Annotated in this window: 17 protein-coding genes; 10 read left to right on the forward strand and 7 right to left on the reverse strand. The window is 46.0% G+C overall.

The genetic code is table 11. The annotated features are described in order from the left end of the window. Window positions 1-245 (forward strand): hypothetical protein (locus ACJMLT_RS01185; RefSeq protein WP_405725348.1); only part of this gene is annotated, 245 nt, incomplete at its 5' end. Window positions 246-248: 3 nt separating this feature from the next. Then, window positions 249-1,211, forward strand: coding sequence for a galactose-1-phosphate uridylyltransferase (galT, locus tag ACJMLT_RS01190; RefSeq protein WP_405725351.1), 963 nt, complete (start codon window positions 249-251; stop codon window positions 1,209-1,211). 44 nt (window positions 1,212-1,255) lie between these two features. On the opposite strand, the gene ACJMLT_RS01195 is transcribed toward galT, so the two are convergent. Next, on the reverse strand, window positions 1,256-1,891 hold the full coding sequence (locus ACJMLT_RS01195; RefSeq protein WP_405725354.1) for an HAD family hydrolase: 636 nt from the start codon (window positions 1,889-1,891) through the stop codon (window positions 1,256-1,258). Window positions 1,892-1,907: 16 nt separating this feature from the next. After that, window positions 1,908-2,201 (reverse strand): thiamine-binding protein, encoded by a 294-nt coding sequence (locus ACJMLT_RS01200; protein WP_405725357.1) that lies wholly within the window; start codon window positions 2,199-2,201, stop codon window positions 1,908-1,910. Between the two features lie 157 nt (window positions 2,202-2,358). On the opposite strand from ACJMLT_RS01200, the gene fumC reads away from it, so the two are divergent. Both fumC and ACJMLT_RS01210 read left to right on the forward strand, forming a co-directional pair. Continuing rightward, window positions 2,359-3,723: a class II fumarate hydratase gene (gene fumC, locus ACJMLT_RS01205; RefSeq protein ID WP_405725360.1), complete on the forward strand. Its 1,365-nt coding sequence runs from the start codon at window positions 2,359-2,361 to the stop codon at window positions 3,721-3,723. Between the two features lie 12 nt (window positions 3,724-3,735). Beyond that, complete coding sequence (locus ACJMLT_RS01210; RefSeq protein ID WP_405725363.1) at window positions 3,736-4,914, forward strand: NAD(P)-dependent malic enzyme; 1,179 nt, start codon at window positions 3,736-3,738, stop codon at window positions 4,912-4,914. A gap of 36 nt (window positions 4,915-4,950) precedes the next feature. Here the strand turns inward: ACJMLT_RS01210 and ACJMLT_RS01215 are convergent, their stop codons facing one another. After that, the gene (locus tag ACJMLT_RS01215; RefSeq protein ID WP_405725366.1) at window positions 4,951-5,406 is read right to left on the reverse strand and encodes a YaiI/YqxD family protein; all 456 of its coding nucleotides are present in this window, start codon (window positions 5,404-5,406) and stop codon (window positions 4,951-4,953) included. A gap of 55 nt (window positions 5,407-5,461) precedes the next feature. Further along, window positions 5,462-6,097 carry a lactate utilization protein gene (locus ACJMLT_RS01220; RefSeq protein ID WP_405725369.1) on the reverse strand — a complete coding sequence of 212 codons (636 nt, stop codon included), beginning with the start codon at window positions 6,095-6,097 and terminating at the stop codon, window positions 5,462-5,464. Between the two features lie 124 nt (window positions 6,098-6,221). Between ACJMLT_RS01220 and ACJMLT_RS01225 the strand changes: the two genes are divergently transcribed. Then, window positions 6,222-7,007 carry a TrmH family RNA methyltransferase gene (locus ACJMLT_RS01225; RefSeq protein WP_405725372.1) on the forward strand — a complete coding sequence of 262 codons (786 nt, stop codon included), beginning with the start codon at window positions 6,222-6,224 and terminating at the stop codon, window positions 7,005-7,007. A gap of 43 nt (window positions 7,008-7,050) precedes the next feature. Here the strand turns inward: ACJMLT_RS01225 and ACJMLT_RS01230 are convergent, their stop codons facing one another. From ACJMLT_RS01230 to ACJMLT_RS01240, 3 genes are all read right to left on the reverse strand, one after another. Beyond that, a complete protein-coding gene (locus tag ACJMLT_RS01230; RefSeq protein WP_405725375.1) occupies window positions 7,051-7,836 on the reverse strand; it encodes a polysaccharide deacetylase family protein in 786 nt (261 codons plus the stop codon). A 92-nt stretch (window positions 7,837-7,928) separates the two neighbouring features. Further along, window positions 7,929-8,399, reverse strand: coding sequence for a TspO/MBR family protein (locus ACJMLT_RS01235; RefSeq protein WP_405725378.1), 471 nt, complete (start codon window positions 8,397-8,399; stop codon window positions 7,929-7,931). Between the two features lie 39 nt (window positions 8,400-8,438). Continuing rightward, a complete protein-coding gene (locus tag ACJMLT_RS01240; RefSeq protein WP_405725381.1) occupies window positions 8,439-8,615 on the reverse strand; it encodes a hypothetical protein in 177 nt (58 codons plus the stop codon). 144 nt (window positions 8,616-8,759) lie between these two features. Between ACJMLT_RS01240 and ACJMLT_RS01245 the strand changes: the two genes are divergently transcribed. The 5 genes from ACJMLT_RS01245 (at window position 8,760) to ACJMLT_RS01265 (ending at window position 12,636) form a co-directional block, all read left to right on the forward strand. Further along, window positions 8,760-9,914, forward strand: coding sequence for a radical SAM protein (locus tag ACJMLT_RS01245; protein WP_405725384.1), 1,155 nt, complete (start codon window positions 8,760-8,762; stop codon window positions 9,912-9,914). A 12-nt stretch (window positions 9,915-9,926) separates the two neighbouring features. Next, window positions 9,927-10,118, forward strand: coding sequence for a FeoB-associated Cys-rich membrane protein (locus ACJMLT_RS01250; RefSeq protein ID WP_405725387.1), 192 nt, complete (start codon window positions 9,927-9,929; stop codon window positions 10,116-10,118). Between the two features lie 148 nt (window positions 10,119-10,266). Then, window positions 10,267-11,193 carry a hemolysin family protein gene (locus ACJMLT_RS01255; RefSeq protein WP_405725390.1) on the forward strand — a complete coding sequence of 309 codons (927 nt, stop codon included), beginning with the start codon at window positions 10,267-10,269 and terminating at the stop codon, window positions 11,191-11,193. 19 nt (window positions 11,194-11,212) lie between these two features. Beyond that, window positions 11,213-11,728, forward strand: coding sequence for a ferritin (locus ACJMLT_RS01260; RefSeq protein WP_405725393.1), 516 nt, complete (start codon window positions 11,213-11,215; stop codon window positions 11,726-11,728). Between the two features lie 101 nt (window positions 11,729-11,829). After that, window positions 11,830-12,636 (forward strand): DUF4397 domain-containing protein, encoded by an 807-nt coding sequence (locus ACJMLT_RS01265; RefSeq protein ID WP_405725396.1) that lies wholly within the window; start codon window positions 11,830-11,832, stop codon window positions 12,634-12,636. Window positions 12,637-12,820 lie beyond the last annotated feature (184 nt).

Consider the following 12,820-nt stretch of genomic DNA (forward strand, 5'->3'; position numbering starts at 1 on the left):
TTGGTTATACCAACGAGGAAGTGGATCAGCTGTTGGCAACAGCGAGAGAGGCCATTGGCGAAGGTCCTACACTGCTTGCATACAGCGGCCTGCAGAAAAAACTGGCAGAGGAACTGCCTTATATCAGCATTGCATACCGCAACGAAGCGGTATTTACATCCAAACATGTAAGCGGAACCATCGAGCCTACAGAATTTAATGTTTTCCATGGAATCGAAAAATGGACATATCAGAAAGGGGAGTAACCAATGTCTGAGATCAGAACCAATCCTTTTACAGGAGAAATGACGCTTTATGCGGAAAACAGAAAAAATCGCCCTTATGAATTTGTTCATAAAACCCAGACGAAAAGTACAGACAACCAGAATTGTCCTTTTTGTGGCGGCCATGAAACATGGACGATGGATGCCGTTTATCAGGATGGCCCTGATGGCGCATGGCAGATGCGTGTATTTCCCAATATGTTTCCTACCGTAAAGGAAGATTGCGTGGAATGTGCAGAGGAACCCTTTTATGAAGTAGCAGCCGGCAGGGGCAGGCACGAAGTTCTGGTGGATACGCCCAATCATAATGAGACCATCGATACCTTTTCCAAAGAGCGCATCGAAAAGGTGCTGCATGTGTTGCAGGATAGACTGAATTTTTTCCGTGCCAGAAAACATACGCAGTATGTACAGATTTTCAAAAACTGCGGTCCTTCCGCAGGGATGAGTATCCGACATTCCCACTGGCAGGTTACAGGGCTTCCCATCGTACCCAGAAGGGCGGCAGCTATGGCAGAACACATGCAGGAGGATGACTGTCTTTTCTGCAAAATGCTTACATACGAAAAAGAACAGAAAAAACGCATTGCGGCAGAAACAGAGCATTTTCTTGCCATCACACCTTATGCAGGCAGATTTCCTTACGAACTCTGGCTGGCACCCAAAGCCCATCAGAGAGACTTCGGTGAAATGACTGATGCAGAAAGAAAAGATCTCGCAGATCTGCTCTGGGAAATGCTTCAGAAGGTCACCGGATTAAAAGAGAATATTGGCTATAATATCTGTGTGATGGACGGCCCCAGAAACAGAGATTTCCACTGGCATATTGAGATTCTGCCCCGTATCGGTGGCTTTGCAGGCTTCGAATATGCCACAGACTGTTTTATCTGCATGGTCAGCCCGGAACGAGCGGCGGCCTATTATCGCGGAGAAGAAATGAAAGACTAAAAGAAAAGACACCAATTCCCGAAAGAGTTGGTGTCTTATTTTTATTACAATAATTCGTGATAGGAGTGGATGCAAACATCGGCAGCCGCCTTGATCTTATCAATATCATCTTCCCGAACGACTTCATCCAGAACAGCATAAACCGAAAACCCTGCTGCTTTTGCACCTTTGACTGCATAATATGCATCCTCGAAAACAACGGTATCCTCCAATGTGCCGCCGATCCGATGCATGGCCTCCAGGTAGGCTGCGCCATCGTCTTTATATTTCCCCAGTTCAGTGCAGGTCAGCACGTGGGTAAAATATTTGCAGATATCCAGTCTCTCCAGAGCGGGATAGATATAATCGGCTTCAGAGGCAGTCAGGATACACATTTTCGTTCCATTTGAGGCCATCTTTTCCAGATATTCCTTTGCTCCTTTTTTCAGAGGGATGGTATGGCGGTATGCCTCTACGACGGATGCCACGATTTCATTGACGATATCTTTGGGCTCCATGGGAACGCCCAGTTCGCTGCGGAACCATTCTGCGGTCTGCCAGATGGTCTGGGTTTTTACCACTTCGATCAGGTTTTCGGGAACAGGGAAGTTATGGTTTTGCAGGAAGGTGCTGCCCGTTCCGCGCCAGACAGGCATAGAATCGATCAGCGTACCATCCAGATCAAAAATAATATATTTCATATGTAAATTCCTTTTCTTATCTGTATTTATCGATTTTTTCATTGATGGTCAGAACACCGGTGGGATTATGGAAAATCTTGATGTATGCTTTGGTAGAAGGTGCCCCCTGTTCGATGGGGATCTCCTGACAGCGCTTGATAATATTCATCAGAATATCAAAATCGCCTTCCACAACAGTTTCGAAGGGGCCGACCTCAAAATGACAGCCGGTAGATTTGATATAGGCGATGACTTCGTCTACAATGGCACATACTTTTTTGATATCGGAAACATCGGGCAATACCTGAATGGCAATGCTGGTTGTATACATTAGACATTCCTCCTTTATTTTTATCGATCGATATGGAAAAAGTGTAGCATTTTTCAAGGGAAATGGCAAGTCTGCTTGCAGGAAAGAGGGAAGCGTGGTATCATCTTTTTCAGAGAAAAAATCCACTTTATGCATAGATATACAAAGGAGAATCATTATGGAATATCGTATTGAAAAAGACTCCATGGGCGAAATGAAAGTGCCTGCGGATGCTTATTGGGGGGCACAGACCCAGAGAAGTTATGAAAACTTCAAAATCGGCACGGAGAAGATGCCGAAGGAGATCACCTATGCCTTTGCTATTTTGAAAAAGGCAGTGGCGCAGGCAAACCATAGATTGGGCAAACTGGACGCAAGAAGATGTGAGATCATCGGACAGGTCTGTGATGAGGTGCTGGCAGGCAAATTGGATGACCAGTTCCCTCTGGCTGTATGGCAGACAGGCAGCGGCACCCAGTCCAATATGAACATGAATGAAGTGGTTGCCAATCGCGGCAATGAAATCGCAGGGGAAAAACTGCTGCATCCCAATGACCATGTCAATATGAGCCAGAGCTCTAACGATACCTTCCCCACAGCCATGCATATTGCCGCTGTACTGGAAACAAAAAAGAAACTGATCCCTGCTGTGGAACGAATGATCGCAGAATTGAAAAGACTGGAACAGGAAAATGAGGGCATCATCAAAACCGGCAGAACCCATCTGCAGGATGCCACACCCATCACCTTCTCTCAGGAAATTTCCGGCTGGAGAAATATGCTGGAAAAAAGTAAAAAAATGATCGAAATGGGTCTGACAGAAGTGGCTGAACTGGCGCTGGGCGGCACAGCTGTTGGTACAGGGCTGAATGCACCTGCAGGCTTTGCGGAAGCGGCGGCAGAAGAAGTTTCCAAACTGACAGGGATTCCCTTTATTACAGCGGAAAATAAATTCCACTCCCTGACAGCAAAGGATGAGATCGTATTTGTGCATGGTGCTTTGAAGGGGCTGGCGGCAAACCTGATGAAAATTTCCAACGATATCCGCTGGCTGGCAAGCGGCCCTCGCTGCGGTCTGGGGGAAATCTATATTCCCGAAAACGAACCCGGTTCTTCCATCATGCCCGGCAAGGTGAACCCTACCCAGTGCGAAGCCATCACCATGGTAGCCGTGCAGGTCATGGCCAATGATGCAGGCATTGGCATCTGTGCTTCTCAGGGTAATCTAGAACTGAATGTATATATGCCTGTGATGATCTATGAATATCTCCAGTCTGTACGCCTGCTGGCCGATGGTCTGGATTCCTTCCGTGAAAAATGCGTTTGCGGTATCGTGGCAAATAAAGAAAAAATGGAAGAAAATCTCCATCGTTCTCTGATGCTGGTCACAGGCCTGAGCCCTTATATTGGCTATGAAAATGCGGCAAAAACAGCAAAAACAGCCTATGAAAAAAATATTTCCCTGAAAGAAGCCTGTGTGGCACTGGGATTTTTAACAGAAGAAAAATTTGACGAAGTATTCCATCCCGAACAGATGGTGTAAGAGGTGAATAAAATGGATATCAACAAAAAAGCATTGGATCTGCATTATGAAATGAACGGGAAAATCGAAGTGGTTTCCAGAAAACCTGTGGAAACCAGAGAAGACCTTTCCCTGTTATATACCCCAGGGGTGGCAGAGCCCTGTCGTGTCATCGAAAAAGATTATGAAGAATCCTTCCGTTTGACCAGACGCTCCAATCTGGTAGCGGTGATCACAGACGGCACGGCAGTTCTTGGTCTGGGGAATATCGGCCCTGCAGCCGGTATGCCTGTGATGGAAGGGAAATGTGTGTTGTTCAAGGAATTCGGTGACGTGGATGCCTTCCCTCTGTGTATTGATTCCAAGGATGTAGATACCATCGTCAATACCATTTATCTGATCTCCAAAAGCTTCGGCGGCATCAATCTGGAAGATATCTCTGCTCCCAGATGTTTTGAAATCGAACGGAAACTGAAGGAGATCTGTGACATTCCCGTTTTCCATGACGACCAGCATGGCACAGCCATCGTGGTTGCGGCGGCAATGCTGAATGCCATGAAGGTGACAGGCAAGAAAATGGGGGAAATGCGTATCGTCATCAACGGCGCAGGGGCAGCAGGCATCGCTATTGGCAAACTGCTGATCTCCATGGGCTTTGGCAATATCATCATGTGCGATAAAAACGGCATTATCTGCGAAGGGGACGAAGGTCTCAACAGCGGTCAGGAGGAAATTTCCCATATTTCCAATCTACACCATGAAAAAGGCCTGCTGGCCGATGCCATGAAGGGGGCAGATGCCTTTGTGGGCGTTTCCAGACCCAATATGGTCACAAAGGAAATGGTAGGCACCATGAACAAGGGGATTGTCTTCGCTATGGCAAACCCTGTTCCCGAGATCATGCCTGAGGACGCAAAGGCAGGCGGCGCAGCAGTTGTGGGCACAGGCCGTTCCGATTTCCCCAATCAGATCAATAACGTACTGATCTTCCCCGGCATCTTCAAAGGGGCGTTAGCTGTTCGTGCAAGGGAGATCACAGAAAGCATGAAACAGCGTGCGGCGTATGCTATTGCGGCAATGATTCCCGAAGAAGAACTGCACGCGGAAAATATCATTCCTTCTGCACTGAATAAAGCCGTTGCAGATGCGGTTGCAAAAGCAGTAGCCGATGTGGCTGTGGAAGAAGGTATTGCCCGTATCAAACCCGAATAAAAAAACGAACCCTATCCGTTAGGATAGGGTTTTCTTTTATGGATTCTGTTTTCCTCTTTCGATGGCTCTTTCCAAAGCGGAGAGGAATTTTTCGTCATCCTCTTTGGTGCGTTTGCGCACATGGCCGCCGCGGGATTTTTTCTGGCGGCGCATTTCACGGGAAAGGTGGCGTTCAAAGAGCATACGGTCGATATTTTCTTGGGTGTAAAAGAACCCGTTATGATGGAGAACCGTAGCTTTTTTTGCCAGCAGGAGAGAGGCAAGGCCGTAATCCTGTGTGATGCAGATATCTCCCGTCTGTGTACCGTTGGCAATGGCCAGATCGGCACTGTCAGCCCCCTGATCTACGGTAATGACCCTTACAAAATCTTCGTTATAAAAAAGCATGTGTGCCACGTCGCAGACCATGACCACTTCCAGACCATGTTTCTTTGCACAGCCGATGATCAGCTCCTTGACAGGACAGGCATCGGCATCAACCATGATTTTCATATCTTTTCCCCCTTTCAGAAGAAAACCCCGCCCATAGGGAGCGGGGAGTAAAGTCTTAGAAGCCCAGTTCTTCACCGATCAGGATGACTTTGATTCTGCCGGCAGGACGGCAGACTCTGGTTACCAGAACCTGATTGCAGATACATTCGGGGGATGTGCAGTTGTGGCAGGTACCGTCTACGGCGCAGGGGGTTTTCCCCATGAAACGCATGCTGTTTACGGGTGCTACATAGCCGCGTACTCTCTTGATGGCAGCATCCACATCCTGTGCTACTTTGCTCAGGCTTGTCAATACAATTACATTGTTAGGGCCGAAGCAAATGGAAGCCACCCGGTTTCCTGTACCGTCAATATTTACCAGAACACCGTCTTCTGTCATAGCATTTGTGCTGGTCAGGTAGAAATCTGTCAGAAGGCCCTGACGCATCATTTCTCTCATTTCTGCAGGATTTGCTGCTGTGTCTCTGTCAATCACGTTATAGTTACCTTCTTTCACTGCCTTAGTCAGACCCATATCGCGGATGGTCATGGAACCGCCCCAAGTCACGCTGCTGCCTGCGGGCATCAGGGACAGGGCTTTTTCAACCGCTTCTGCTGCGGTGGGGCAATAATAAGCTTCAAAATGGCGTTTTTCCAGATTTTTTACCAGAGTAGCGCTCAGTAATTCTTTTCTTTTTTCCTGTGGTGTCATATGTAAAACCTCCTCTTGTATTTACAAATGTGTTTGCGTTTATCATATCACAGAGAGGGAGATTTTGCATCTTTTTTCTTGCAAAGAAAGGGGTTCTTCGTTATCATAGAAAAGAGGTGATACCATGAAACGAATCGAAAGCCGTGATAACAAATGGGTCAAACGACTGAACGGATTGAAAATAAAGAAAAATAGAGAGAAGGAAGGCGTTTTTGTGGCTGAGGGGCTGCGTTTTATCAGCGAAGTGCCTGCGGATTGGGCTGTGGAAGCCTATGCGGTCAGCGATACCTTTGCCAATGAAAATGACCTTTCTGTATACGAAAAGAAAGCGGAAGTATTGTGTCTGCCCGATGCTTTGTTTGCATCTGTCTGCGATACGGAAAACCCTCAGGGTATCCTTGCGGTCTGCAAAAAACTGAACTGGGATGAAGCGGCTGTGTTTGCAAAAGAAAAGCCCTTTCTGATTTTGGCGGAGGAACTGAACGACCCCGGCAATCTGGGCACGGTCATCCGTACGGCCGATGCCTGCGGTGCTGATGCTGTTTTCCTTTCCAAGGGCAGTGTAGACCTGTATAATCCTAAGGTACTGCGTTCTACGATGGGTTCCATGTTCCATGTGCCTGTATTCCAGAATGTAGACCTTAACGAAATTTCCGAAAAACTGAAAGAAAATAATATTCCTCTGTATGCAGCCCATCTGAGAGGGGATACTTACCCCTACGGCCTTGATCTGGCTGAAAGCTGCGCATTTATCATCGGGAATGAAGCCCGCGGTCTGTCTGATGATGCGGCAGACCTTTGTGACAGATGGGTAAAGATCCCCATGCCCGGGCAGGCGGAAAGCCTGAATGCATCCATTGCGGCAGGGGTACTGATGTATGAAGTGGTAAGACAGCGACTGGAAAAATAAGAAGAAGCGATATTCCGAAAAAATTCGGCGTATCGCTTCTTTTTTATGTTTTTGGGATCTGTCTGCCCTCGTGATCCATTTCGTATTCTCCCCGATGGATCAGTTCGGAAACAGGGACGATATCGTAGCCCTTGTTTTTCAGCCCCTTCAATATGGTATCCAATACCTGCGGGGTATATTTTGCATCATTATGAAAAAGGATAATAGAACCGTTTCCCAGATGCTTATGGTTTAAAACCTGATTGATCTCTGTTTCAGCCCCCTGTTCCTTCCAGTCCAGACTGTCAACATCCCATTGGATGGTATAATAGCCATTTTGTTTTGCTGTTTCGATGACTTCATTATCATATTCTCCGAAAGGGGGACGGAACAGATCCATTTCGATCCCCGTCAGGTCTTTTACGTTTTTATGGCATTTCTGCAGTTCTTCTGTGATCTGCCCTGCACTCTGCTGCTCCATGTGGGGATGAGTCGCGGAATGATTCCCCAGATCATGGCCGGCTTCGGCGATTTTTTTCACTTCCTCAGGATATTTCTCTACCCAATAACCGCAGAGGAAAAAGGTTGCCTTCACATTGTTTTCTTTGAGAATCTGCAGTAATTCGTCTGTATCATCAGCCCCCCAGGCTGCATCGAAGCTGACAGATACCTTTGGTTCTTCCGTCTGAACGCAATAAATGGGAAGTTTTCGTTCCAGGTTTGCAGCTGCAAAAGAACCGACTTTGGTTGCTGCGGGAGGAATACAAAGGGCAGCCAGAAGAACGCCCAGCCCAAGGACACCGACGTCCAGTTTTTTCCTTGAAATATGTAAGTTTCTGAATCCTTTCATAAACTACCTCCAAAGGCTTTGCTATCAATATATTTCTGTATCCTTAAAATCAGAATGAGAAAAGAGCATTTCAGATCGAAATGCTCTTTTTTCTACCGATTCAGCCACCAGACACTGAAATTCAGAACAGCGGCAAAGCAGCACCAGATCAGATAGGGGATCTGCAGCTTTGCTGCTTTCAGATCGATTTCGGCAAATTCTCTGATCATTGCTGCCACCAGAAAGATCAGGAGCAGCAGGCAGAGAGAAGCCAGAAAATACTGGTGCAGACCGAAGAAGAGGACACTCCAGAAAAAATTGACTGCCAGCTGCAGGCCATAGGTTTTCAGCGCCCGTTTCTTTTTGGGATCATTGGACTGCCACACCCGCGCCGCGCTGATGCCCATCAGGACATACAGGATCGTCCAGATGATGGGGAATACTGCATTGGGAGGTGTGAAAAAGGGCTTTTTCTGCATATCATAATAGGGCATCCCCTTCATGGTGATGAAAGCCGATATCCCGCCAACCGCCAGAGGGATGGCAATGGATTTCAGATAGGGTTTATATTTTTTTAATGCCATATTGATCACCTCTCCTTACTTTATGCACGTAATAGGAAATCAATTCCCTTTGCTGCTGAGAGGATTGCTGCGTTTTTCCCAGAAAATATTGTTGTTTGGGGCAGATTTCCCATGGTCGTTGTAATCGGAATTCTGTCGGATCTGATAATAGTCCTGATTATAAACGGTATCTTTGGGAATGGAAGGGTTTCGTTTGTTCGTATTCTTTTTGCTCATGTTTATCACCTCCGTTTTAGTATGTCCCGATTTTATCGATGAAAAGCATAAAAATAAGGAAACGGACAGCCCTTGATTTTTCCATCCAATCTGCTACAATTATAAAGTTAAGAGTAGTTTTTGATTTTTAAAGGAGAAACAGAAATGGAAGAAATGGTTTTTCAGATCGGGCCCATTCGTCCACCCAGTGAAGCAAACAGCCTGCTGCTGCGTGTAACGATCAACTGCCCTTGGAATAAATGTAAATTCTGTATGTTATATAAAAAATATGATTTCCATACACGTCCTGTGGAAGATGTCAAAAAGGATATCGACACCATGGCGGAACTGAGAGATCGTATCCTGCAGTATAAAACCGCAGATGACTGGGATATCGAAGCCATCAACAGGGACTATCAGACATTGACAACAGACGATCAGCGCTGGTGTTACCACATGGTGTTCCGCTGGATGACAGAAGGGGACTGTAATTCTATTTTCCTGCAGGATGCCAATACCATGTGCCTGCGTCCCGACTGGCTGGCGGAAATCATCCGTTATGTGCGCGTAAAACTGCCCGAGATCAAACGTATCACATCCTACGGCAGAGCTAATACACTGGCGAAGATCAGCCCTGAGGATTATAAAATGCTGAAGGAAGCAGGTCTGGATCGTATCCATTCCGGTTATGAATCTGGTTCTGACAAAGTTCTTGCGCTGATCGAAAAAGGCTGCACGCAGGAAGAACAGATCATCGGCGGCAGAAAGGTAAGAGAAGCGGGGATCGAACTGTCGATCTATTTCATGCCCGGTGTCGGCGGCAAGGAACTTTCCGATGACAATGCCATCGAAACCGCAAAAGTCATCAATGCAGTAAATCCCAATTTTGTTCGACTGCGTACCTTCGTGCTGAGAACAGGCTCTCTGATGGAAGAAGTGCGTGATTCCGGCCACTGGACAGAAGATACAGATATGAATAAACTGCTGGAGATCAGAAAACTGATCGCCCATATCGATCCTTCTAAAGCAAACGGCAAAATCACCAGCGACCATATCATCAACCTGCTGCAGGAAGTAACCGGCAATATGGATACAGATATTCCCTGGATGCTGGAATATATCGATTCTTTCCTGGCACTTCCCAAATTGGAACAGAGAAAATATCAGATGGCACGCCGTATGGGCTTCCCTCTGGACTGGAAGCAGCTGTGGCGCATGCGTGAAAGCGATCAGCTGATCATTGAAGATCTCGCAAAGAATCTGGTCGATGAAAAAGAATGGGAAAAGAAACTCCATGAATACATGGATCACTATATTTAAGGAGGCGGTGCAATGAATATGGAAACGATTTTTACAGCAATCATTCCTGCAATACTGATTTTCTTCCTTGTGTTCTTTAATATTCGCAAGATGCAGAAACAGGCGAAAATTATGAAAATGGAACATGAAGGCAAATGCGGCAGCGGCTGTTCCAGCTGTGCCCACAGCAAAGGCTGTCATTCTGAAAAGAAGAAGATGGATTAAATGTAAGACTCCGACCTTTTTGGTCGGGGTTTTTCTATTTTATCCATATATTGTAAGAGCGCCGCAAAACTTGACATCAGACCCTTTTCCCCATATACTATGGAAAAAGAAACTTTATTTTTTTCGTATGATTTTGGAGGGATATTTTTTGGAAGCTTATATAGGCCTTGTGCTTTCTGTGATCTTAAACCTTGTGCTGCTGACGAAGATCGGCGGCAAAATGGTGCAAGGCAAAGAAAATACGGTAACAGAAGAAGAGATCCGTCAGATGGTGGATGCCGGCGGCGATAACGGCTCGATCGATGAAAATGAAAAAGAAATGATCAATAACATTTTCGAACTGAGCAACCTTTCTGCAGGCAGCATTGCGACCCACAGAACGGATATCGTTGCAGTACCTCTGGATGCCACACTGGAAGATATTAAAAATGTGACAGCGGAGGAAAAATATTCCCGTATCGTTGTATATGATGATAATATCGATAACATCGTCGGCGTATACCATGTAAAGGATATGGTGAAGTATATTCTTGCAGACGTGACCCGTGTGGAAGAGGGGAATTTTCATCTGGAAGACCTTCTGATGGAACCATATTTCGTTCCCTTTTCCAAGAAAGTAGATGAACTACTGGAAGAAATGCAGCTGGAAAAGGTACACATGGCCATTGTCATTGATGAATACGGCGGCACAGCAGGCATCGTTACCATGGAAGATATCATGGAAGAAATTTTCGGCAATATCTTCGATGAATACGATGAGGAAGAAGAGGAAGATATTACGCTGATCGAAGAAAATATCTACCGTATCAACGGTTCCACAGATCTGCAGGATGTGGAAGAACAGCTGGAGGTTACTTTTGAAGAAGATGAGGATTATGATACTCTGGGCGGTTATCTAATCGGCCGCTTGGGGCGTATCCCTGAAGATGATGAAGTGATCGAAATTGCTCTGCATGGCTGGTTGTTCCAGGTGGAAGCCTTTGAAGAAAAACGAATTTTGAAGGTACTTGCATCTAAACTGCCGGAAGAAGATCCGGAAGATGAAGAGGCAGAAGAAGATAAAAATGATGATTGAACAAAAGGAGGAAAATGTAATGTTGAATGAAAAAGTAGTAGCACTGCTGAATGACCAGATCAATAAGGAATTTTATTCCGCATACCTGTATCTGGATTTTTCCAATTTCTTTGAAGACAAAGGTCTGGAAGGTTTTGCAAACTGGTATCGTATTCAGGCGCAGGAAGAAAGAGACCATGCCCTGCTGTTCTATGATTACCTGCATAACAACAGTGAAAAAGTAACACTGGGCGCCATCGCAGCTCCTGATGTGGAACTGAAAGAACTGGCTGATCCTCTGCATGCAGGCCTGAAACATGAAATGTATGTAACAGATCTGATCCATACCATTTATGCGGCTGCAAAAGAAGTGAATGACTTCAGAACCATGCAGTTCCTGGATTGGTTCGTAAAAGAACAGGGTGAAGAAGAAAAGAATGCAAACGACCTCATCACAAAGATTGAACTGTTTGGCAGCGACCCTAGAAGCCTGTATCTGCTGGATCAGGAACTGGCAGCAAGAGTATATACAGCACCTTCTCTGGTTCTGGATTGATGGAAACACGGGAGCACAACGAAAGTTGTGCTCTTTTTTTGCACGGAAAAATCTGTCCCTCCATATTCTGAAAAAGAACAGAACGAGAGGATGGATCTTCTATGCCCAACCATAACTGGTACGAAACAAGCGAGGATATGCTCATGCCGCTGCCTCTGACGGAAGAAGAGATCAACGGTACATTTTCGGAAGAAATACTGACGGAGGAAATGGCCAATGACAATGCCCGCGGGCGATATCCTTCTATCACATTGCCCAACAATACAAGGATCACGGTCATTCCTATCATTCCCGGGATCACGCTGTTTGGTTATATCCGTTTTCTGAATACCAGCCCCGGAGAGCCCAGTGTAGATATCTATGTCAATGGCAGAAAAGTGGCAGACAGCCTGCTGTATCGCAATTTTACAGAATATATGAAGGTATTTCCCGGGCAGTATCGCATTGCCGTATATGCCGCAGGCACTCGGAGAAATCCGTTGACTGTGACAACCCTGCGGGTACAGGCGAATGATATCATTACCATGGCGGTCATTGGTCTTGCGGGGGATATTTCCATGCAGGCCATCAATGACAGCCGCCGTAATCTGAACAGAAACCGTGCCTATGTCCGCTTTGTGCAGTTATCTCCCAATGCACCTGCCATGGATGCCTATTGGGACGATGCACTGGTTCTGGCAGAATTGAATTATCAGGATGTGAGCCGCTATCTGCAGACGACCGCAGGCAGCCATAATCTGAAAATGCGGGATAGCCTCAGCGGTGCCAATCTGGTAGAAAGCCCCGATGTTTCCGTAGAAAACGGAAAAGCATACACCATTTATATTGTCGGAGATATCAACGACCGAACGGGTCTGCAGATCCTTGTACCGCTGGAAGGAGCGACTTATCTGGATTTTGGTGACTAAAATCACAATTTTTCTCGAAAAACCTTTGCGAAAAAGAGAAAGTATGTTAAACTACTGTCAATGGTAAGCCGTAAGGCGATAAAAATGAAGTACGTAAAAGAAAAGGGAGATCAAAAATGTTAAAAGGCAAAACCGTTGTTTTGGGTGTAACAGGCAGTATTGCTGCTTATAAAATGGCAAATGT

This window comes from Anaerotignum sp. (assembly GCF_045122575.1).
GTDB lineage: Bacteria > Bacillota > Clostridia > Lachnospirales > Anaerotignaceae > Anaerotignum_A.

Excerpts from the sequence above, each read along its gene's own strand:
- ACJMLT_RS01235 (WP_405725378.1), bottom strand. The coding sequence starts at position 8,399 with ATGGCATTAAAAAAATATAAACCCTATCTGAAATCCATTGCCATCCCT.
- ACJMLT_RS01260 (WP_405725393.1), top strand. The coding sequence starts at position 11,213 with ATGTTGAATGAAAAAGTAGTAGCACTGCTGAATGACCAGATCAATAAG.
- ACJMLT_RS01240 (WP_405725381.1), bottom strand. The coding sequence starts at position 8,615 with ATGAGCAAAAAGAATACGAACAAACGAAACCCTTCCATTCCCAAAGAT.
- ACJMLT_RS01245 (WP_405725384.1), top strand. The coding sequence starts at position 8,760 with ATGGAAGAAATGGTTTTTCAGATCGGGCCCATTCGTCCACCCAGTGAA.
- fumC (WP_405725360.1), top strand. The coding sequence starts at position 2,359 with ATGGAATATCGTATTGAAAAAGACTCCATGGGCGAAATGAAAGTGCCT.
- ACJMLT_RS01200 (WP_405725357.1), bottom strand. The coding sequence starts at position 2,201 with ATGTATACAACCAGCATTGCCATTCAGGTATTGCCCGATGTTTCCGAT.
- ACJMLT_RS01250 (WP_405725387.1), top strand. The coding sequence starts at position 9,927 with ATGAATATGGAAACGATTTTTACAGCAATCATTCCTGCAATACTGATT.
- ACJMLT_RS01225 (WP_405725372.1), top strand. The coding sequence starts at position 6,222 with ATGAAACGAATCGAAAGCCGTGATAACAAATGGGTCAAACGACTGAAC.
- ACJMLT_RS01195 (WP_405725354.1), bottom strand. The coding sequence starts at position 1,891 with ATGAAATATATTATTTTTGATCTGGATGGTACGCTGATCGATTCTATG.
- ACJMLT_RS01210 (WP_405725363.1), top strand. The coding sequence starts at position 3,736 with ATGGATATCAACAAAAAAGCATTGGATCTGCATTATGAAATGAACGGG.
- galT (WP_405725351.1), top strand. The coding sequence starts at position 249 with ATGTCTGAGATCAGAACCAATCCTTTTACAGGAGAAATGACGCTTTAT.
- ACJMLT_RS01215 (WP_405725366.1), bottom strand. The coding sequence starts at position 5,406 with ATGAAAATCATGGTTGATGCCGATGCCTGTCCTGTCAAGGAGCTGATC.
- ACJMLT_RS01220 (WP_405725369.1), bottom strand. The coding sequence starts at position 6,097 with ATGACACCACAGGAAAAAAGAAAAGAATTACTGAGCGCTACTCTGGTA.
- ACJMLT_RS01265 (WP_405725396.1), top strand. The coding sequence starts at position 11,830 with ATGCCCAACCATAACTGGTACGAAACAAGCGAGGATATGCTCATGCCG.
- ACJMLT_RS01230 (WP_405725375.1), bottom strand. The coding sequence starts at position 7,836 with ATGAAAGGATTCAGAAACTTACATATTTCAAGGAAAAAACTGGACGTC.